Here is a 20,911-nt window from a genome sequence, read left to right as displayed (position 1 = left end):
CCGTGGAGAAATATAGCGCTCAGTTGGTGGAGAGATCCAACCAAATGTATGAAGAACTATTGGAAAAAGAAATTATTCCAGAAATAGAACGGGACAACATGGATGAATTATCTACCGATGAACTCACTCAAATAGTGAAAAAGCTAGACGAAAAGGTAGAGAATTATGATCAACAAATCGAAGCGAGCGAAGACGGAAGCGAACGTAAACAGCTTCGTTCCGAACGTAAAATGAGAGAAAAGCTTTCGGAAACGAAAACGGGTGAAATCTATGGTCAGCGTAAGATAGATGTAGAGCCAGTCTTCGGATTTTTGAAGGCTAATTTGCGTTTCACTCGAATGTCGGTGAGAGGCAAAGAAAAAGTAGAAAATGAGTTAGGGTTTGCATTTATGGCGGTGAACTTGAGAAAGTATACCGCCTCCACACATCATGGACCCCTGAATAATAACCAAAAAAGATTCCGATTATTAAAAAACGATAATCGAATCTTTTTTTACTATTTCGGGCTAGTTATGTCCCAACCCTTTTATATTTCCGGACATAATTACAACTTTCTGTTATTCTAATTGTAATAAAATTTATTCTTTATCGAATAAAAAATACACTTCTATTCGTGGCTGTATAATCTCATTTTGTAAGTTAGTTTTATTCAAATTTGAATTGGAGGAACTTCTCATGAGCCATAACATCCGGGAAGACGAAAATGAAGTTATTTTACAATCTCTCCAAGATGATTTACTCGTAACGGATACCGATGGAATAATCACACGGGTTACCGCTGCTATGAAAAACTTGTATGGGGTAGAAAATAAAGAATTGGTTGGAAAATCAGTATATGAGCTTGAAAAATCAGGCGTTTTCACTCCAATAGTTACACCACTCGTTAAGGAAAGCGGTGAACGTACAACTATTATTCAAACAACCAAGGAAAATAAAAAACTTCTTGTTACCGGTGTCCCAGTATTTAATGATAATGGCAAGCTTTGGCGGATTGCTACGTATTCTCATGATGTAACGGAACTTGTTAACATGCGGGAATATCTTGCTCATATGGAAGAAGAAATGGAACGTGTTTTAAACGAACTGAACCACCTTCGCAGCCAGTACTTACAAGAACACGGGTTTATCGCTCGATCTTCTTCTATGAAACGCTGCCTAGAAATGGCCAGACAGGTTTCTGATACTGATGTTAATGTTTTATTGCTTGGTGAATCAGGCGTAGGAAAAACCCAGGTGGCTAAAATGATACATCAAGAAAGTCCACGGAAAGAGGGACCATTTATTGAAGTGAACTGTGGAGCTATTCCAGAAACCTTATTTGAAGCCGAATTTTTTGGTTATGAAGGAGGGGCGTTTACAGGATCACATAAAAATGGAAAAGTTGGTCTTGCAGAGCTTTCCGAAAAAGGAACTCTATTTCTCGATGAAGTAGGAGAACTATCCCTAAACAATCAGGTGAAAGTTTTAAAATTCATTCAAGAAAAACAATTCTATCGGGTTGGCGGCCGCAAGCCAAAGAATATAGATTTTCGTTTGGTCACAGCAACCAATCAACCCCTGATAGAATTAGTTGAAGAAAAACGTTTCCGCGAAGATTTATTTTTCCGCCTTAACGTTGTACCCATTACCATTCCGCCGCTTCGTGAGCGCACGTCAGACATCATTCCTTTAATTGAATATTTTGTCCAGGATTTTTCTAAAAAACATAACCGTGACATTCAAATGGATAAAGCTGCTCTAAAGATCCTTTGTGAACAGGAATGGAAAGGGAACGTCCGCGAATTAATGAATGTTATTGAAAGACTTATTGTCACCTCACCAACCAAACTAATTAGTGCAGAAGAAATCTGGATGCCTCTTGGGAACGACAAAAAAGACACTAAAAAATATACTTTTCAAGGTTCACTGCCCGATACCCTTGCCTCAGTAGAAGAAGCCCTTTTAAAAGAAGCAGCTTCATCGTGCCGTACCACAACAGAAATGGCCGAATGGCTTGGAATCAGTCAGCCAACTGTCTTTCGAAAGCTAAGAAAATACAATATTAAATAAACTTGGCATAAAGTTTGCAATTAAATAACGGCAAACATTGCAAAGGGTGATTTTGTGAACCATCTACTTGAAAAAGAACCGGACGAAAAAGACACGAAACTAGAAACAGATTTATCTTTTTGGACAACTCAAAATAAGATGAAATCTTTTATTGTATCCCTTTTCAGCTTGTTCTTATTTCTAGTTCCTGTACCTTATCAAAACCAATGGACAATCGGAATTGGAATTATAGCTGAGGCTCTGCAGACTGTATTTGAAAACTATTTACCTCCATTCATGACACTCATACTCGTTCTGTCTTTAATTGGAAGCGTCATCACAAACTTGGTATACGGAATCAGCACGGATGGGCTGTACGCTCTGAATTTATGAAGGAATTATTTGATGTCAATTGGTTTTGGGGGACTTTGAGAGTAACCGGAGCAATTTTTGCAATAATGACTCTATTTCAGTTTGGCCCTGAATTTATTTGGTCTGACATTACAGGCGGGACTGTGTTGTTTGAACTGGTTCCGGTGCTCACTACCTGGTTTTTCATTGCAGGTTTTTTAATGCCTCTTTTGCTTCGTTTCGGACTGATGGAATTTATGGGAACGGTAGTAAGAGGATTAATGCGTCCGCTTTTTAAGCTGCCGGGACGCTCATCGATTGATGCTATGGCTTCATGGATGGGCAGCGGAACAGTAGGTGCTCTTATTACGACACAGCAATATGAAAGCGGATATTATACAAAACGAGAAGCCTCAGTGATTGCCACTAACTTCTCTGTAGCTTCCATTGCATTTAGTCTCGTTGTTATCAGCTTTATCGGGATAGACCATATGTTTTTACAATTCTATATTACTGTCATTGTTGCAGGGTTTGCAGCCGCCATCATATGCCCTAGAATTCCACCTCTTTCAAAAAAAGAAGAAGTATATTATGAGCCAGCAGGAAAACAAATTTCTGAAGAAGTACCTGCCGTAAAGTCACGGTTACGCTGGGCTGCAGAAATAGCAGTCGCAACAGCAGCCGAAGTAAAAAATGTTTCTTCCATTGTGAAAAATGGCCTGCAAAATGTTCTGGATATATGGTTTGGATTGATTCCTCTAGTTATGGGGCTAGGTACAATTGCCTTAGTTATCGCCGAATTCACGCCAATATTTAATATTCTTTCCTATCCACTCGTTCCAGTTTTGGAATTAGCACGTATTCCAGAAGCTGCTGATGCTGCACCGGCAATGATCGTTGGCTTTGCGGATATGTTTTTACCAGCGGTAATTGGAAGTGGAATAGAAAGCGAGCTGACACGGTTTGTGATTGCCGTTCTTTCGATGACACAGCTCGTGTATATGTCAGAAATAGGTATTTTGCTGCTTCGTTCACGTATCCCAGTATCTTTTTTTGACCTAGTTATTGTATTTATTCAGCGCACCATTATTACACTGCCGATCATTCTTCTAATGGCGCACCTTTTCTTTTTTTAATTTTGGCATAAAAATTGCATTAATTATATGGTAAAACATATATCAATTTCATTTTCATCTAGTCAACAAGGAGGAACCAAAATGTACAAACCAAAAGATTCTTCAAAAAGCCCTCGTTACACAGGTGTGCGTACGTTTATGCGCCTTGAACAAATTCAGACAACGGAAGATGTTGATTTTGTCGTAGCAGGAAATCCTTTCGATACCGCTGTGTCCAATAGAATTGGTGCTCGCGGCGGCCCTCAGCATATTCGAAATTTTTCTGTTCTTCTTCGTCCATATAACCCTGATCAAGGTATCAATATTTTCGATTATTGCTCTGGTGTGGATTATGGAGATTTTGAAATTGTTCCTCAAAATATTCACCGCTCCTATGATATTGTAGGAGAACAGCTGGCTCCTATACTTGAAAAAGAAATTACCCCGATTATCCTTGGAGGAGACCATTCTGTTTCGCTTGGCCATCTACGGGCCTTTGCTAAAAAATACGGCCCAGTCGCTCTTGTTCATTTTGATTCTCACAGTGATACTTGGGACAATTATTTTGGCGAAAAATACATGCACGGCACACCATTTCGTCGTGCAGTAGAGGAGGGGCTAATTGATACCTCTCATTCGATTCAAGTCGGGCTGCGTGGTCCGCTTTATGGTCCGGAGGACATCACAGATCCGGAAGAATTAGGGTTTAAAACCATTCCGATGCGAGAGGTTCGAAAGCTTGGAAAGAATGAGGTGCTTCGTCAAATTCATGAACGAGCGGGAAATAAACCCGTGTTTGTTTCCTATGATATTGATTTTGTCGATCCCGCTTTTGCCCCGGGCACCGGTACCCCGGAAGTAGCCGGTCCTGACAGCTTCGAAGCATTAGAATATGTCAGGGGGCTTTACGGCTTAAATATTAAAGGGTTTGACCTAGTAGAAGTACTGCCGGAATATGACAGCGGCGACATAACAGCAGCACTTGCATCTACTGTCGCTTTTGAAATGATAACACTCGTTGCTATGCAAAAACGAGATCAACAAGCAGAACATAGTACACAAACACAGACTATATAACCAAGAAACCCCCTAAAATCCTAAGAAGTAAAAGGATATAGGAGGTTCTTCTATTATTGGTACTGTACGTTCGGTTTTTTGATTTTGTTTCTACTGTATAAGCTTCTCATTACTATTAAACATCCTGCAGTAAAAATAGCAAGTAATAGAAATCCTAAACCGTATCCTCCCGTTACGCCTTTTATTACCCCAAGTGCTACTGGAGGAAAGAAGCCCCCTATTCCTCCCACCGCACTTACAATACCGGTGACCGCTCCTGTGTTGTTAGGTGATACTTCAGGCACAAGTTTAAATACAGCGCCATTTCCTGCACCAAGTAATGCTGCCATTAATGCACAGCTTATCCCGAATAAAGCAAACGCCTCACTTGTAAATGTCATGCAGCAGGCACAAATAACAATCCCGGTAAACAGCCACTTTAAGACTCGGTGCGGTTTGAATTTATCCCCGAGGTACCCGCCTAAAGGGCGTATGCAGGTGGCTGTGACGACAAAGCCAGCCACAATCAATCCAGCATGAACAGATGAAAATTGATAGCTTTCCTGCAATATAGCCGGTAAATACAAGCTGAATGCGATAAATCCGCCGAAAGTAAGAAAGTAAAACAACGACAATACCCTGGTTTGTTTATGTTTGATAACAGATAACGATTTTTTCAATGTTTTCACTTCTTTAGGTTTTGGTAATTCTTTCGTCCCTGCCCAAAAGATCAGTGCCATGACACCTATAGCAATCGCTAAAATCCAGAATACCCAGCTGAACCCTAAATGAGTATATATCGAAGGAACCGTAAAGCTAGCTACCGCGGTTCCAAGGTTTCCCATACCCGTGATACCGAGTGCAAGCCCTTGCTTTTCTGGCGGGAACCACCTTGTAACATAAGTAACTGCAATGGCAAATGTTGTCCCTGCAATACCAATTAAAAATGTTAAGAATAAGAGTAGCGAGTACGAATGCACAAAACCTGCCGCTGTCATAGGAAGTACCAAAGCTAGCATTGTAAGTGTATATACTTTTCTGCCTCCAAACCGATCGGTTATAATCCCCATAGGCACCCGCATGATAGAGCCCAGCACTACCGGTGTAACTACTAGAAAACTCTTTTCTATTTCGCTTAACTGATAGATTGCCTGTATGTCTGTCGCTATTGGTGCGATCACAGACCATACGGCAAATGAAACCACCATAGCTATAGTAGATAACACTAACGCAGAAGCTTGACCTTCTACTTTTCTCTTTGTCATATCTCTCCCACTCCCGGCAAAATGAAATTTTTCCCTTTTCTTTCATTGTTTCAGAAGAAGACGAGAAAAAAATGATTTTTGAGAGAAAAATTAACATGCTTTTTGCTCTAGAAGCAGCAGAATACCTGTTTAATCAAAAAATAAACGGACATAGAGATTTTCTCTATTGCCCGCTTACATCTGGAATTGACCTTTATTTTACTTTTCTAATAAAAGACTCTAGTGCCCTGACATCGGTTATGTTTTTATTGCACTCTTCACTGTCTTTACATATATACTGGCCGATGGACCTGTAGTAATCAGGGTTTTCAGATGAAGACTCATCTGTTTTTATACTTACGAGATGGACAGGAGTAAGCTCGTTACAGAAATAGCAATAGTTTCGCTGCGTAGGCTGAGTATACCGGCCAGTAACACCAACTAATTCACCGTCCAATTCATATATCAAATATTTTTTCTGCTGACCTGGATCATTCCAGCCAAGATAGGTGAGATGGGAAAAGTCTATGTTCTCAAGAACTGGAAACTGCATTTTCTTGTGATTCGGAAACAGCTTCTTGATCTGTGTTTTATCAATAGCTGGAAATGGCTTGACATACGGATACACCGATCCAATAAATGCTTCTACTTCAATGCTAGTCTTTACATCCGATAACGGATCAATAACTTCTTCTTCCTCCTTCGTTAATTTAGAAAAAGCTTGTTTCACTTGATCTGCAGCCTGTCCTTTCACAGCTTGAAGGACACTTGCATCCTCTATATCATGAAAACAGTATTGAATGTGGCGGCCTTTGTTTTTAATGACATTTAAATGATGATTTTGAATGAAAGGTTCCGTCATGTATTCGTCTCCTTCCTTTTCCTGAACATCGTTTCTTTATTTTTTCCCTTTTTTTCGAGCTTTCAATACATTGATTTAAAAGCTTTTTAGAAACAAATATTAAGACCAGGTAATAATAGCCATTGACGTATATAGGAGGTGGGTGTACGCTTGTTAGGTACGAAACGTATTTATGGAAATTGTACCCTTTCTCATAAAACGTCATGAAGGGAGCATCCTTGTGAGTGAACTCGAGAAATTTTCGGTTTATGCTAAGCATCTAAAAAAGCATTTACCAAAAGAAGCTTTTAAACCTGTACCTGCCCGCCTGCTTGGCGGTTTAGCATATTTGTGTGTTGTTGTTGTTTGTTTTTTGATGATAGGCCTTTTTAACATTCACCCGCTCGTTAATATTATTTTTTCTTTTATTATTGGGGCGAGTTTTGCAGCTTTAGGTTTCCTCGGACATGAAATTCTGCACGGAACAGTAATACGAAGAGCGTGGCTTCGCGATATCCTTGGAGCGATTGCTTTTTGGCCGTTAAGCGTCAGTCCGAAAATTTGGCGAAAATGGCATAACTTAACCCACCATGTTCATACACAGCACGATGAGCATGACCCAGATGCCTGGCCTACGCTCGAAAAGCTTTCCAAAATGAAGGTTGTTCGTTCCGTGTACCGTCTGCCATTGGGTGTGCGCGCTTTTTTTGCCTTTGCATCGTTAAGTATACAGTTTTCAGCACATTCATTGAAAATGCTGGTGATTTATATTAAAGAATTTAAACCAAAAAAGCAGCCTGAAGTACTTCTGCAAACAGTTGTTCCGTGGGCAAGCTGGATTAGCTTGTTATTTATTATGGGATTTGAAAAGTGGATTTTTGCCTTTTTTATTCCACTTTTGATTGCTAATTTTATCGTCATGGCATACATTTCTACCAATCACCGTTTAAATCCTTTAGTGCCGGTCAATGACCCTTTAGCCAACAGTTTAACAGTGACAGTACCAAAATGGGTCGACGTGCTTCACTTTAATTTTTCTTATCATACAGAGCACCATTTATTCCCAGGGATGAGCTCAAAATATTATCCCCTTGTGAAAGAAAAGATTAAGAAAATGTGGCCGGATAGATATCATGAAATGCCTATGGGAGAAGCCCTGAAAGCACTTTGGAAAACACCGCGTGTTTATTTTGACCAAAATCAGCTCGTTGATCCATACGGCAACAAGGCTTATGGCTCCTTAGGACATGGACTAAACCCTAAAAAAATAAGAACGACAAGATTGAAAAAGAAATAATGAAAAAGCGGACAAATGGGTCTCATTTCCCAATTGTCCGCTTTTTTGTGCATTATCGTTTGAACCCTCCTCCTATACGGCAATAAGAATAAAAAGAAGGATTATTGGAAAAATAAAGGAGATCACTTAATTATTTAAGAAAGAGGGTTAATACGTATGGATCATGCAAAAGCTTTAGCATTTAAAGGAATAATGACACTTGTTGGTCTTTTTCTCATTCTTACGATCGGCTTTGGGGTTTCTTTTTGGAATGTACTTCTTTTGACTCTCATTATTGGAGCTATCTCTTATCCAGGAGACTTGTTTATTATGCCAAAAATCAGAAATATGCCAGCCGTGTTTGCTGATTTTGCACTTGCCTTTCTTATTATTTGGCTGGTCGGCCTTGCCATCTTTGAACCTGGAACTCCAGCACCACTTGCAGCTCTTATTTCCGCAGCAGTTTTAGCTTTCGGGGAATATTATTTTCATACCTTTTTGGCAACACATTTGCTGCCTGCAAATAACAAGCTTCGCATGGACACACAATAAAAAGGTTTTAGGAAGACACTTATCCGGGAATCAGCATAAATGAAAACCTGAACGAATAAAGGAGGGTTTCATTACATGCACAAAAAGATTGTCGGTGGTGTGTTTAAAGACCAAGTAGACGCAGTAAACGCAATTGAGGGTTTAAAGGCAGAAGGCTATAAAACAGAAGACATTTCGGTTTTTTCAAAAAATCAGAATGACCTTGATGCGGTGGAAAACAAAACAGGTACAACGTCAGTTGATGACAGCACAAAAACAGGGAAAAGCAAAAGCATTGGAAAAGGTGCCGGTTTAGGAGCTGGAAGTGGCGGTGTGTTAGGTGCCGTAGTCGGTTTAAGTTTATTAGCTATTCCCGGGATTGGTCCTATAGCAGGTGCTGGCCCAATTGCTTCTGCCTTAGCTGGAGCGGGTGTTGGTGCTGGCGGTGGTGGACTTGTAGGAGCATTTGTCGGTGCTGGCATCCCTGAAGAACATGCCAAAAATTATGAGAATTATTTAAAAAATAATCATATTCTCGTTCTTGTAGAAGCGGATGAAGAACATCAAAATAATATTTATGATACCTTTTCTTCTCATCGCACACAAAATACTCATATGTATCCTCACTCCTACAGCGGCGGAACAAAAAGAACATTTTAACAGAAAGCAGAAGGGTTGTCTCATAAATAAGAGGCAGCCTTTTTTATATCCTCTTTTGACAGTCTCCGCGTGGTTAATGCTCCTTTATACAGCCAATTTTTTGAACTGTCTTAATGTAATTTTTACATATATTCGTTCGTTAGAATGGTTGCAATGCAAAACTTTCCGTTGATTTAGTATTGTCCTAATAAAAAAGTACCTCCATTTAAAAATAATTCAACTTTTTTTCATCACACATCACCTTTTATAACTTACTTTAGAACTAACTTTCTTGATAAGTGAAATTTTTACAATAAGTAAACTCTGCTTCAACATTCATCTAGTAGTTTTTTACTTAAGGCGGAGTTAACGCCGGTGCTCATAAATTATTTGAGGAGGAATCGTTGTTTTGAACAAAAACATGAATCGTCGTGCTTTCATTAAAGCAGGTGGGATGAGTACATTAGCTGTTACATTAAGCTCTGCTGGATTGTTTACTTTTGGGGGAAAACAAACGTCATTAGCTGCTTCTAACATTGCTTCTTCTAATGGTTATGGACCGCTTGTGAAGGACCCTGGCGGTGTTCTAGATCTTCCTAAAGGCTTTCAGTACCGCATTATTTCTGAAGAAGGCGGAAAGCTTTTCGATGGACGCCCGATACCAGCCATGTTTGACGGGATGGCAGCTTTTCCAGGCAAACACAATTCAACTGTTCTCGTACGAAACCATGAACTAAGTGGGAACCCTTCTCTACCTGTAGAGGGTAAAAATCCATATAACAAAAATGAAACTGGTGGCACGACAGCCCTTGTAGTCGGCCCGAATCGAAAACTTGAAGAAGAATATATAACTTCTGCCGGTACGATCCGCAACTGTGCGGGAGGTGCTACACCATGGGGAACCTGGCTTACATGCGAAGAAACATTAGAAAAGGGACATGGCTATGTATTTGAAGTAGACCCGGATGACCCGGAAGGAAAGTTATCAAAAACACCAATCAGAGATATGGGAGCTTTCTCTCACGAAGCAACAGCCATAGATCCTGAAACAGGAATTGTATACTTAACCGAAGATGCAGGACCAAGCTTTTTCTATCGCTTTCTTCCTAATGATAGAAGCCAAAAAGCCGGTGCCCTTCAAAAAGGCGGCACTCTTCAAGCAGCAGCTCTAGAAGAAAAGTCTTCTACATCAGTCGGAGACTTTGATACCGGTCAGAACTTTTCGATCGTCTGGAAGGACGTGGATCCAGAAAAACCGACCGATGACGCGATCGCCAAAGACTGTATTCAATTCAGCCGGTTAGAAGGTGCTTATTTTGCAGGTGGTGTATTCTGGTTTGATGATACATCAGCAGGAGATAAAAATCTCGGACGGGTGTATCGCTACATTTCTGCTACAAACACCCTTGAGCTTTTTTACGAATCCTCTGATGCGAATGATTTAGAAATGCCGGATAACATCTGTATTACGCCGTGGGGAGACTTATGGATTGCCGAAGACAGCGGTGGAGTGGACCGTATTGTTGGTTTGACGCCAGAAGGAGAGGCGTATACTTTTGCCGAAAACCGCTTAAACGATTCCGAAATTGCCGGTCCTACCTTTTCTACAGACGGACAAACTTTCTTTGTAAACATTCAAAGCCCTGGTATCACATTTGCGATTTGGGGGCCGTTCGCACGTAAAAATGCCGGTCGTCAGCGTCAAATGGGGCACGCTGCACCACCAGCTGCTTACGCGCCTAAAGTGGATGATAAACTTGCCGAATTCGCAGAAAGAAAAGGACTGTCCACCCTTGAAGCAGCTGCATTCCACCGCCACGGCATGCCTATCTTATAAAAAGCAAAGATAAAGGAGGTTTCACTTATGCTTCAAAATATCGGCATTCCAGGATTAATTCTCGTTCTTGTTATTGCACTGATTATTTTTGGGCCATCCAAGCTGCCAGAAATCGGACGGGCATTTGGAAGTACACTGAAAGAATTTAAAAAAGCAACCAATGAACTTGTAAACGGTGAGGAACAAGAAAAAAAATCAGATAGAAATCTGCAGGCTGTAGAGAGATCGCAAGAAAAAACAGGAAGCTAATGAATAAAGATGTAGGCGGGTATCATAATTATACCTGCTTACATCTTTGCACTTTGTAAGAAAGGAGAGGTACATACTATGGATAGTGAAATGAATATCATTGAACATCTTAGCGAGCTTCGAAAAAGAATTATAATTACTCTGCTTACTTTTATATTTTCGTTCATTGTTTCGTTTGTTTTTGTGAAAGATATTTATCAATATCTTGTTAAAGACCTTGACGATAAATTGGCACTGCTTGGCCCGGGGGATATTCTTTGGGTATATATGATGATTGCCGGTACTTCCGCCATTGCAGTCACCTTTCCCATTGCGGCGCTTCAAGTATGGAAATTTGTACAGCCTGCTTTAACCCGGCACGAACAAAAAGCAACACTCGCCTTTATTCCTGCTTTATTTCTTCTATTTTTAGCCGGAATTGCTTTTGGGTATTTTGTGCTGTTCCCTCTCGTTATTTCTTTTTTAGAAGGACTTGCAGGCAGTGATTTCGAAACTTATTTCACCGTTGAAAAATATTTTACCTTTATGCTTCACCTCACACTTCCATTTGGGTTTTTGTTCGAAATGCCCGCAGTCATTATGTTTTTAACAAAACTAGGCATTATTGATCCATATAAACTCGTGAAAGCTAGAAAGTATTCGTATTTTGGATTGATCGTCCTCTCGGTACTTATTACACCTCCAGACTTCATCTCTGACGTGCTGGTTATTATCCCACTGCTTGCATTGTATGAGGTGAGTATTACCGTAAGTAAAGTGGTTTATCGAAAAAGAATTCGTGCGAAAGTTTCTTAATAAAAGGAGAAGAGCAGTCCCAAAAATAGGGACAGCCCTCTTTTGTGGGTGGAAACGGTCAAAGGGCAGGCATTCTTGAAGATACGTCTTATCCGGTTGAAAAGGCAGAATCTCCTGCCCGTTTTCTACTCAACCCATGAAGCATCCTTTCAAATACATTATCCTTTTGGTACTTCTATAGGATTTTGAAGAGATTGATAAGCAAACGCTGCTTTCAGTACTTGATCATCCATACCGTGTCTGCCCACAAGCATCATTCCAACAGGAAGACCATTTGATTTTCCACAAGGAACATTCATGGCTGGATGTCCGGTTACGTTAAACGGAGCGGTATTTTGAATCATTCCTAGTGCCTTACTGATAACTTCTTCTCGAGTTGCATCTCCAGCAGGAAGTTTTGTAGCTTTCATTGGAGTGGTTGGCATTATCAGAATGTCATATTTTTCAAAAACTTCATCGTATGCTGATCTTAAAGCTCTTGATAGATTTTGAGCCTTAGCATAAAATTTTCCGTTATATTGTTCCTGTAAATACTGACCCAGCAGGAGTGACATTTTCACTGTCTCTGAATATTCATCAGCTCTGACTTTTCTTGATTTCCCATAATAATCAAGCAGGTTGGTACTATAATGACCTTTCCAGTTAGTCCCCATGCCATTTTCTTTAATCATCATAGAAGTTAAACCTTCTATTCCGATTCCGTTCCAAATATGAATGCCATCAGAATGCATAGGTATCGACACTTCTTCTACCGATGCTCCATAATCTTTTATTGCAGCAGCGGTTTCTTTTACTTTTTGACTCACATCTTCTTCAGAAACATCCCATTCAAATCCTTCCCGCACAATTCCTATTTTCAAAATGCTTTTACTTTCGGTAAGTGCTTTACTGTAATTCTTAATTCCAAGTCCAGATTGTCTTGGGTCCAGGCCGTTGTCACCAGCTAACACATCAAGCAGCAAGGCGACATCTTCTACACTTCTTGCCATGGGGCCCGTATGATCTATTGTTTGTTCTATCGGCATAATTCCCGTATAAGGAACAAGTCCGTAAGTCGGCTTTAATCCGTAAATGCCGCACCATGAACTTGGCATTCGTATAGAGCCCCCCTGATCTCCGCCGATAGCCATGTCTACTTCCCCTGCCGCAACAAGTGCTGCGGATCCGCTTGAAGATCCTCCAGTGGAGTGATCTGTATTATGTGGATTTAATACAGGGCCATTAGCTGATGTGTGACTGCCCCCTGAAAGACAAAGATCTTCACATACTGCTTTTCCGGCAATGGTTGCACCAGCCTCTAGTATTCTATTTACCACGGTAGCATCCTCATTTGGTATATATCCTTCTAAAATTGCTGACCCATTCATCATCGGAACGCCTGCTAAGCTGATATTATCTTTTAACACGATTGACTTTCCTGCCAACGGGCCGTTCTTTTCTCCTTTTACTTCAGCTTTCCAATACCAAGCATTATAAGGGTTTTCTTCTTCGGAAGGACGGTAGCCTCCGTTTCGAGGGTAATTTACTGGAAGACTTGGTTCGGATAATTGATTAAGACGATTGTAAGAACTAAGGGTTCTCTCTATCATTTGTAGGTAAAAAGCAATGTCTTCTTCTTCTAGATTCAAATGGAATTCTTTTGATATTGTTTCTAACTGTTGAACTGTTGGTTTTTTCACACTCATAATTCAGCCTCCCCAAATACTTTTTAAACGCAAATTTCTTCCGTTTGTGTATTCTCACCTGTTGTTTTTTGGAATAGAAACAACCAACAAATATAATTTAATCCTAGAGTGCCCAAAATAACTCCTGCAGCGTTTGAAATGTTATCCCAAAGCTTAATCATGTTCGTAAATGCAGGTATTGTACAGGGACATAAAGCAGCCCAACATCTGCCATCCCTCTCTCCTCCAATCTTTATTCTTCTTTAAAAAATTCAAACTCCTCTCCTTTTGATTGAATGCTGTATACAACAGAAGTTTTTTCTTTTTCCCTGCCTGCAAGGAGCTTTGCCAATGGCACTTCTAAGTGGGTCCGTATCGTACGCCGCATAGACCTTGCCCCATAGTGCTGGTCAAAACCTTTATTATATAAAAGCTGTTTTGCATCTTTACTTAATGTAACTGTACATAAATGCTTTTTTAGTCGTATATTTAAGTCTTTAATATGTTTATCAATGATAGGTTCAAAGGTTTCATCCCCTAACCAATTAAACATGATAGTATCATCAATCCGGTTCAAAAACTCTGGCGAAAAATGTTTTTCCATTTGTTTTTTAACCATATTATTTAAAATACCTTTATCGCGTTTTCTCCAGTTGGACGGAAACAGGCGGTAATAAAAACGTTTAAACTTTGCCTTTATATTGATGTCTAAAAATTCGAAAATTTGTTGAGATCCTAAGTTGCTGGTCATAAAAATAATGGAATTACGAAAATCTATTTCTTTTTCTCCATTCGTCAATACCATTTTCCCGTTATCAAAAACATTTAATAGAGATTGTGTGACACTTGCGTCTGCTTTTTCTATTTCATCAAACAATACGATACCAGGTTTACTAAAAGAACCTTTGATCAGTTCCTCTTTAAAAACCGTATTTCCTTCTTTGCTTCCCACATATCCAGGGGGCGCCCCAATCACTGCTGCAGCATAATGCTCCTGAGCTAATGTATTCATATCAATTCGGCTAAAAGCTTCCTTTTCGCCGTGAATAGCTTCTGCGACAATCCTTACAGTTTCTGTTTTTCCTACACCTGTTGGCCCGAGAAACAAAACGACATATAGCGGTCTATCTTTTTCTGTTATATCAACATAAATGACATCGATCATATTAGATATGCGTTCAATCACTTCATCCTGACCAAAAATTTGTGTATGGAGCTTTTCTTTAATAAACTGAGGGCGGAATGTAAAACGAGTTTTCGGTTTTAATCGTCGTTCTGCAGGAGAAGGGTTGGGAAGTTCATTGTTGCGTTCTTGTTCTGTTTGATAGCTTTTAATCTTATCGTTAATAAATGGCATTTCTCTCCCCCTATTAAAATATCCATTCAGGGGGCAATACCCCCTGTTCTAACAATCAATAATCTTATGCACCGGCTTCTTTCGTTTTACCTTCGTGAGGTATGCCTTCTATCGGACATTCTGCTGTGCCAACTGTTTTTCTCGTTATTTTTTCGACATTTTCCCGTGCTTCTTCGGCATCCATTACCCAAGTACGATAAAAATCAAATGGACATTCTGCGACACCTTTATCTCCATCGCCAGATTTAATCGTACCGGTGTATCCTCTATGCAATAATTTAAATAGATGATTTTGAGACTGCCAGTTTTCCCTGGCATCACGTATTTGGGAAACAGATAATTCAGCATACTGAATACCATTTTCTTCGGTACCACAAGCACCAAGTGTTCCTCCGTCAAACCCTATAATGCTTGAATGCCCGAAGTATGAATACACTCCATCAAATCCGGTTGCATTGGCAACTGCGACATAAGAAGTATTCATCCAGGCCATTGTCTTTGCAACCATTACTTGCTGCTCTTTAGAAGGGTACATATAACCCTGACAGCGGACAATGAGCTCAGCTCCTTTCATGGCACAGTCTCTCCAAATTTCTGGGTAGTTTCCATCATCACAAATGATCAGGCTCATTTTCATCCCTTTTGGACCTTCTACTACATGAGTAGTATCACCGGGATACCAAGGCTCAATAGGGTTCCAAGGAAGAATTTTGCGATATTTTTGCACTACTTCTCCTTTGTTATTCATTAGAATTAATGTATTGTAAGGTGTTTTATTCGGGTGGTCCTCATGTTGTTCACCAGTAATAGAAAATACGCCCCACACATTCGCTTTCCGGCAAGCTTCTGCAAAAATTTCTGTTTCTTCCCCCGGAATTGTTGTAGCCGTATCAAACATTTCCTGTTCGTCGTACATAATTCCTTGCGTACTATACTCAGGAAAAATGACTAAATCCATTCCAGGGAGCCCTGTTTTCATTCCGGTAATCATATTAGAAATATTACGAGCATTTTCCAAAACTTCTTCCTTTGTATGCAAACGAGGCATTTTATAGTTAACCACTGCTACGCCAACCGTATCTTTACTGCTGCTGATGTCTCCATGTCTCATAATTTAACTACCCCTTTCATTTTTAAAAAATTTTTTAATTCGAGAACCGGATGAATATTTTGCCCCTACCCTCCTTTTGTTCTTTGCTTATTACTTATTGCAATAGCCATGCCAAGTTTAAAGTGTGATAAAATCAGGCTTTTTTTAAGCATAATTTTAAAAAGTGTGTCAAATTAAAACAAAATAAATGAATATTCTGAAGATAAAATCCGATATAATAGAAGCAAGAACTTCCTGTTTTAATTTGGGACATTGTATCAAAATCGGACAAGGAGGGGTGTGAATTGAAAAAGATAGGTGTTTTATTTTCCCTTACAGGAACAACATCAATCACGGAAAAAGGTCAGTACCAGGCGGCCATGTTTGCTCTCCAAGAGCACAATAGACGTGTAAAAGCCACGAATGATCTAGTTGAATTTATTATACGGGATATAGCTTCTGACCCAGATGAAACCATCAATCAAGCACAAAAACTTATCGATGAAGGGGTTAAAGTTTTTATCGGAACGTACACATCGGCCTGCCGAAAAGCGCTTCTTCAACTGCTAGAAAAGCATGATTGTATCCTTATGTATCCGGCGTTATACGAAGGTCATGAAACACATCCTAATCTTTTTTATACTGGGGAAGTTCCAAACCAGCAGGTTTACACGTTACTTAAATATATAAAAAAATATTTCGGACCTAAGATTTATCTCATAGGAAATGAGTATATTTATCCTCATGCGACAAACCAGGAAGTTAAAAAATACTGGGATTACCTTGGAGGGGAAATCGTCGGAGATACTTATGTGCCCTTTGGACATACCCACTATACAGATATTTTTCAAGATATTCAAAAAAAGAGTGCCGATACTATATTTTCCACTCTTGTAGGAGAAAGTGTTGTCTACTTTTATCGGACTTTTAAAAACATGGGGTTTCATCCTAAGTCTCTTCCAATATTCAGTCCAATCACAAAAGAAACGGAAATACAAGCTATTGGCAGCCGATACGCTAAAGGCCATTTCAGCGGCGGCAGCTATTTTCAGTCATTAGACTTAAGAGAAAATCATATATTTATCGAGCGTTTTCAAAAACAATTCGGCAGCAGCCAAGTGATTTCCTCTGTCATGTTTAATACGTATTTAGGAACAAAAATGGTTATTGAAACGTTAGTTTCTTGTCAAAAATTTGAAAGAACTTCATTTTTAGATTCGATGTGTGATCAGCATTTTTCTACGCCTACTGGAATGGTGAAGGTAGAAAAAGAAAATCATCATATTTCTCGACCCATTAGAATTGGCCAAATAAACGATCAGGGCCAGTTCAATATTGTATGGGATTCTAAAAAACTGATTTCTGCTAAACCATATGAAACGAAAACCAGCTATCTAAAAAAGGAACCCGAAACCGTACAATGGGAGAAAGTGTTTAAAGACCTCCTTCATCATAACAAAGAAGAAGCTGTCCTTCTTATTAATGAACTAGATGAAGTTCTGTATGCTAATAACCTAGCAAATAATCGTTTCAACTTTCGAGAAGGGCAAATGTGGTCCATCCCAAATATTGAAAAGGGTAATAAAGATTACAATGTTAAGGTAAAATACCTTGATGCCAATAAAGTTTTTAAAATGGTAGTTTTAGAACCAAAAACTGGTCGTGCATCTGTTAATCAGCAAGAATTAACTTCCTTTGGAATGATTAGAACTTATAATTCTGCCTACAAACAACAATTGTTAGTAGCAGAAGCAGCCTCACAATCTGAAGCTAATGTTTTAATTCTTGGAGAAACCGGTTCCGGAAAAGAGGTAGTAGCCCAAGCTATTCATTCTAACAGCTCTAGAAAAGAAGGGCCTTTCATTCCAGTGAATGCTGGTGCTATTCCTCGGGACCTAATAACAAGTGAATTGTTTGGATTTGTGGCTGGGGCTTTCACAGGAGCAAAAAAAGAAGGGAAAGCTGGCAAATTTGAAATAGCCCACGGGGGGACACTTTTTCTAGATGAGATTGGTGATATGCCATTGGATCTACAGGTTTCCTTGCTGCGTGTTCTTGAAACTAAAAAAGTGATCAGATTAGGTGATCATAAAGAACGAAAGGTTGACGTAAGAATTATTGCAGCAACGAATAGAAACTTACAAGAAGAAATTGCTTATCAGGGAACATTCCGTTCCGATTTATATTATAGATTAAATGTTATGGCCATAAATCTTCCACCATTGAGAGAACGACTGGAAGATATCAAATTATTAATAGCAGAATTTATTAAAGCATTGCTTGACCAATACAAGACAGGCCCCTCCGATGTGACAGCAAGTTTATTTAACCACCTTCGTTCCTATTCGTGGCCAGGTAATATAAGAGAACTAAGAAATATAATTGAACGGTCCTTTTTATTAGCTAGAAACAGAGGGGATGCTATGATGAACGTTAAACATTTGCCAGATGATATGCAAATCAAACAGCCTCTTCCTGAAAGCGAGGAGTCCTTGTTACTTGAAGAGGTAGAAAAGAAAACCATTAAAAAAGCACTCCATTCAGCTTCAAGCGTCAGTCAGGCAGCGCAATTATTAGGCGTTTCCAGAAGTACTCTTTACCGTAAAATGAAACAATATTATCTTGTTCCCTAATCTTTTTTGCCATTGTAAAAGAGGGAGGAATGTACCCCCCTCTTCGTCTTTTTTCTTATACGACCTGGCGATCCCAGTGACGGTGTGCTGCAATGGCATCGATAAATTCCTTTGTAAAGTCTGTTACGTCATCTCCAACTACAACACCCCGACCAGTCATAATTTCTGCTTCTGCCAGCAGCTTCTTACCGCTATGAGTGGCACCAATTGGCTTAAAGTGAGAGAAAGCTTCATTAACAAAGTATAAGGCGTTTTGTATAAATGCTTTGCTCTCCTTCTTGCCTCCGCTAACGACATAAATGGCATCAAACAAAACAGATTCGCCGGTTAAGAAAGTATGGTCTACTTCTAACTCGGATCCATTATCTGCTTTTCTTTTACCAAGTTTATCGCTTACGATTTCTGGATTAATCCCTTCTGCTTTTAATTTAGCAAGAACTCCATTGACTTCTTCGCCTTCAAAATTATCGCCGATAATGACACCAACTTTACGAGTGTCCGGCTTTTTCTTAGTATTTTCCTGGCTTAGAGCCGGTGAGGATTTGGTAACATCGGACCCACCCTGCTGCGGTGGATTTGCACCGATCGCTTCTGCAAAACCTCTAGCTAAATCGAAGTTCACATTCGCAAACATATCAACCACTTGCTGCTGAACCGATTTGCTTTTTACTTTTCCAAGTTCAAAGCTGAATGCTTCAATAATATGCTGCTTTTCCGGTTCACTCATGCTGTTCCAGAACAATGCTGCTTGGCTAAAGTGATCTTTAAAGCTGTCACTTCGCGCACGGACTTTACGTCCTTCTACTTTTTCCTGGTAATGAGAATAACCACCCTCTGATTCACTGGCTGGTTCTGGTGTGTTGCCGGCTAAAGAGTTTTTATGGTAACTTACTTGTCCTTTGTTTATCGTTTGCCGCATATACCCATCGCGCTGATTATTGTGGAACGGACAGACTGGACGGTTGATTGGCAGTTCATGAAAGTTCGGCCCGCCAAGACGGATTAACTGAGTATCTGTATAGGAAAATAACCGGCCCTGTAGAAGCGGGTCATTGCTGAAATCTATTCCAGGCACCACATGTCCGGGATGAAAGGCTACCTGCTCGTTTTCCGCAAATACGTTATCTACATTTCTATTTAACGTCAATTTTCCTATAATTTTTACAGGGACGTCTTCTTCCGGCCATATTTTTGTTGGATCAAGTACATCAAAATCAAACATGAATTCATTTTCTTCTTTTATGATTTGCACTCCTAATTCAAATTCAGGATAATCCCCATTATCAATCGCTTCCGCTAAATCTCGACGGTGAAAATCTGCATCTTTTCCTGATAATTTTTGGGCTTCATCCCATACTAGAGAATGCGTCCCTAAAGCCGGCTTCCAATGAAATTTAACAAAATGAGCCTGTCCCTGTTCATTTACAAATCTGAAAGTATGAACGCCAAAGCCTTCCATCATCCGAAAGCTTCTCGGAATAGCCCGGTCCGACATGGCCCACATGACAATATGTGCTGATTCCTGATTGTTCGCTATAAAGTCCCAAAATGTATCATGAGCAGAAGCTGCTTGAGGCATTCCGTCATGAGGTTCAGGTTTCAAGGCATGTATTAAATCAGGGAACTTGATGGCATCTTGAATAAAAAATACTGGTATGTTGTTTCCAACTAAATCAAAGTTTCCTTCATCCGTATAAAATTTTGTAGCAAATCCGCGAACATCGCGGACAGTTTCCGAGGAACCTTTAGAGCCTGCTACTGTAGAAAACCGTACAAACACTGGAGTTTTTTTGGAGGGGTCGTTTAAAAAGTCTGCTTTAGTATAATCTTCCATTGATTCATATACTTGAAATTCTCCATGTGCTGAATAACCGCGCGCATGGACGATTCTTTCTGGTATTCTTTCGTGGTCAAAATGAGTCATTTTTTCCCGAAAATGAAAATCTTCCATTAAGGTCGGCCCGCGTTCTCCGGCTTTAAGTGAAAATTCATCTTCGGCAACTTTTAACCCTTGATTGGTCGTTAACTTTTTATCTTTATCATTCGTTTTATATTGTTCCAGCTGCTCCTGCTTTTTATTTTTCGGCTCATTATGTTCGCTATTCACTTTATTGTGCCTCCTTTTGACAAGATATTATATAAACTCCTTTTTATTTGGTACCCATTCTGATTTTTCGGCAAACTTCTTTTAAATCATTTTATTTT

At 39.7% G+C, this 20,911-nt stretch carries 18 protein-coding genes; 12 read left to right on the top strand and 6 right to left on the bottom strand.

The features are described 5' to 3' along the window. The 5 genes from ACE1TI_RS15225 to speB all read left to right on the top strand — a co-directional run. On the top strand, window positions 1-566 hold a 566-nt coding region (locus ACE1TI_RS15225), incomplete at its 5' end, for a transposase (RefSeq protein ID WP_375008423.1). 109 nt (window positions 567-675) lie between these two features. Beyond that, window positions 676-2,049 carry a sigma-54 interaction domain-containing protein gene (locus tag ACE1TI_RS15220; protein ID WP_375008422.1) on the top strand — a complete coding sequence of 458 codons (1,374 nt, stop codon included), beginning with the start codon at window positions 676-678 and terminating at the stop codon, window positions 2,047-2,049. A 54-nt stretch (window positions 2,050-2,103) separates the two neighbouring features. Next, entirely contained in the window at window positions 2,104-2,421 is a 318-nt protein-coding gene (locus ACE1TI_RS15215) for a hypothetical protein (protein ID WP_375008421.1), read from the top strand. Between the two features lie 65 nt (window positions 2,422-2,486). Beyond that, window positions 2,487-3,515, top strand: a complete 1,029-nt coding sequence (locus ACE1TI_RS15210) for a YjiH family protein (protein ID WP_375008420.1) — start codon at window positions 2,487-2,489, stop codon at window positions 3,513-3,515. 81 nt (window positions 3,516-3,596) lie between these two features. Next, window positions 3,597-4,571 (top strand): agmatinase, encoded by a 975-nt coding sequence (gene speB, locus ACE1TI_RS15205; RefSeq protein WP_375008419.1) that lies wholly within the window; start codon window positions 3,597-3,599, stop codon window positions 4,569-4,571. A 53-nt stretch (window positions 4,572-4,624) separates the two neighbouring features. Here speB and ACE1TI_RS15200 read toward each other — a convergent pair whose 3' ends face one another. Both ACE1TI_RS15200 and ACE1TI_RS15195 read right to left on the bottom strand, forming a co-directional pair. Beyond that, on the bottom strand, window positions 4,625-5,815 hold the full coding sequence (locus ACE1TI_RS15200) for an MFS transporter (protein ID WP_375008418.1): 1,191 nt from the start codon (window positions 5,813-5,815) through the stop codon (window positions 4,625-4,627). A gap of 193 nt (window positions 5,816-6,008) precedes the next feature. Next, the gene (locus ACE1TI_RS15195; protein ID WP_375008417.1) at window positions 6,009-6,656 is read right to left on the bottom strand and encodes a FusB/FusC family EF-G-binding protein; all 648 of its coding nucleotides are present in this window, start codon (window positions 6,654-6,656) and stop codon (window positions 6,009-6,011) included. 220 nt (window positions 6,657-6,876) lie between these two features. On the opposite strand from ACE1TI_RS15195, the gene desB reads away from it, so the two are divergent. The 6 genes from desB to tatC all read left to right on the top strand — a co-directional run bounded on the left by desB (window position 6,877) and on the right by tatC (window position 11,962). Further along, complete coding sequence (gene desB, locus ACE1TI_RS15190) at window positions 6,877-7,932, top strand: Delta(10) desaturase DesB (protein ID WP_375008416.1); 1,056 nt, start codon at window positions 6,877-6,879, stop codon at window positions 7,930-7,932. 156 nt (window positions 7,933-8,088) lie between these two features. Then, a complete protein-coding gene (locus tag ACE1TI_RS15185; protein ID WP_375008415.1) occupies window positions 8,089-8,463 on the top strand; it encodes a DUF2512 family protein in 375 nt (124 codons plus the stop codon). Between the two features lie 75 nt (window positions 8,464-8,538). Continuing rightward, window positions 8,539-9,102: a general stress protein gene (locus ACE1TI_RS15180; protein WP_375008414.1), complete on the top strand. Its 564-nt coding sequence runs from the start codon at window positions 8,539-8,541 to the stop codon at window positions 9,100-9,102. A 388-nt stretch (window positions 9,103-9,490) separates the two neighbouring features. After that, window positions 9,491-10,918 carry an alkaline phosphatase PhoX gene (locus tag ACE1TI_RS15175; RefSeq protein ID WP_375008413.1) on the top strand — a complete coding sequence of 476 codons (1,428 nt, stop codon included), beginning with the start codon at window positions 9,491-9,493 and terminating at the stop codon, window positions 10,916-10,918. Window positions 10,919-10,945: 27 nt separating this feature from the next. Further along, the gene (locus tag ACE1TI_RS15170) at window positions 10,946-11,167 is read left to right on the top strand and encodes a twin-arginine translocase TatA/TatE family subunit (protein WP_375008412.1); all 222 of its coding nucleotides are present in this window, start codon (window positions 10,946-10,948) and stop codon (window positions 11,165-11,167) included. A gap of 78 nt (window positions 11,168-11,245) precedes the next feature. Beyond that, window positions 11,246-11,962, top strand: coding sequence for a twin-arginine translocase subunit TatC (tatC, locus tag ACE1TI_RS15165; RefSeq protein WP_375008411.1), 717 nt, complete (start codon window positions 11,246-11,248; stop codon window positions 11,960-11,962). Between the two features lie 158 nt (window positions 11,963-12,120). Here tatC and ACE1TI_RS15160 read toward each other — a convergent pair whose 3' ends face one another. From ACE1TI_RS15160 to ACE1TI_RS15150, 3 genes are all read right to left on the bottom strand, one after another. Then, on the bottom strand, window positions 12,121-13,647 hold the full coding sequence (locus ACE1TI_RS15160; RefSeq protein WP_375008410.1) for an amidase: 1,527 nt from the start codon (window positions 13,645-13,647) through the stop codon (window positions 12,121-12,123). A 232-nt stretch (window positions 13,648-13,879) separates the two neighbouring features. Further along, on the bottom strand, window positions 13,880-14,983 hold the full coding sequence (locus ACE1TI_RS15155) for an AAA family ATPase (RefSeq protein ID WP_375008409.1): 1,104 nt from the start codon (window positions 14,981-14,983) through the stop codon (window positions 13,880-13,882). Between the two features lie 64 nt (window positions 14,984-15,047). After that, a complete protein-coding gene (locus tag ACE1TI_RS15150; RefSeq protein ID WP_375008408.1) occupies window positions 15,048-16,094 on the bottom strand; it encodes an aliphatic amidase in 1,047 nt (348 codons plus the stop codon). A 284-nt stretch (window positions 16,095-16,378) separates the two neighbouring features. On the opposite strand from ACE1TI_RS15150, the gene ACE1TI_RS15145 reads away from it, so the two are divergent. After that, a complete protein-coding gene (locus ACE1TI_RS15145; RefSeq protein WP_375008407.1) occupies window positions 16,379-18,706 on the top strand; it encodes a transporter substrate-binding protein in 2,328 nt (775 codons plus the stop codon). Window positions 18,707-18,761: 55 nt separating this feature from the next. On the opposite strand, the gene ACE1TI_RS15140 is transcribed toward ACE1TI_RS15145, so the two are convergent. Then, entirely contained in the window at window positions 18,762-20,813 is a 2,052-nt protein-coding gene (locus ACE1TI_RS15140) for a catalase (RefSeq protein WP_375008406.1), read from the bottom strand. Between the last annotated feature and the right edge of the window lie 98 nt (window positions 20,814-20,911).

Source organism: Alteribacillus sp. JSM 102045 (assembly GCF_041949975.1).
GTDB lineage: Bacteria > Bacillota > Bacilli > Bacillales > Marinococcaceae > Alteribacillus.
Note: the sequence above shows the minus strand (reverse complement) of the source record. Positions and strands in the feature narration are given on the sequence as shown.

Bases quoted from the DNA above. Each gene is read 5' to 3' on its own strand.
- ACE1TI_RS15220 (WP_375008422.1), top strand. From the start codon at position 676: ATGAGCCATAACATCCGGGAAGACGAAAATGAAGTTATTTTACAATCT.
- ACE1TI_RS15210 (WP_375008420.1), top strand. From the start codon at position 2,487: ATGACTCTATTTCAGTTTGGCCCTGAATTTATTTGGTCTGACATTACA.
- speB (WP_375008419.1), top strand. From the start codon at position 3,597: ATGTACAAACCAAAAGATTCTTCAAAAAGCCCTCGTTACACAGGTGTG.
- ACE1TI_RS15200 (WP_375008418.1), bottom strand. From the start codon at position 5,815: ATGACAAAGAGAAAAGTAGAAGGTCAAGCTTCTGCGTTAGTGTTATCT.
- ACE1TI_RS15195 (WP_375008417.1), bottom strand. From the start codon at position 6,656: ATGACGGAACCTTTCATTCAAAATCATCATTTAAATGTCATTAAAAAC.
- ACE1TI_RS15185 (WP_375008415.1), top strand. From the start codon at position 8,089: ATGGATCATGCAAAAGCTTTAGCATTTAAAGGAATAATGACACTTGTT.
- ACE1TI_RS15180 (WP_375008414.1), top strand. From the start codon at position 8,539: ATGCACAAAAAGATTGTCGGTGGTGTGTTTAAAGACCAAGTAGACGCA.
- ACE1TI_RS15170 (WP_375008412.1), top strand. From the start codon at position 10,946: ATGCTTCAAAATATCGGCATTCCAGGATTAATTCTCGTTCTTGTTATT.
- tatC (WP_375008411.1), top strand. From the start codon at position 11,246: ATGGATAGTGAAATGAATATCATTGAACATCTTAGCGAGCTTCGAAAA.
- ACE1TI_RS15160 (WP_375008410.1), bottom strand. From the start codon at position 13,647: ATGAGTGTGAAAAAACCAACAGTTCAACAGTTAGAAACAATATCAAAA.
- ACE1TI_RS15155 (WP_375008409.1), bottom strand. From the start codon at position 14,983: ATGCCATTTATTAACGATAAGATTAAAAGCTATCAAACAGAACAAGAA.
- ACE1TI_RS15150 (WP_375008408.1), bottom strand. From the start codon at position 16,094: ATGAGACATGGAGACATCAGCAGCAGTAAAGATACGGTTGGCGTAGCA.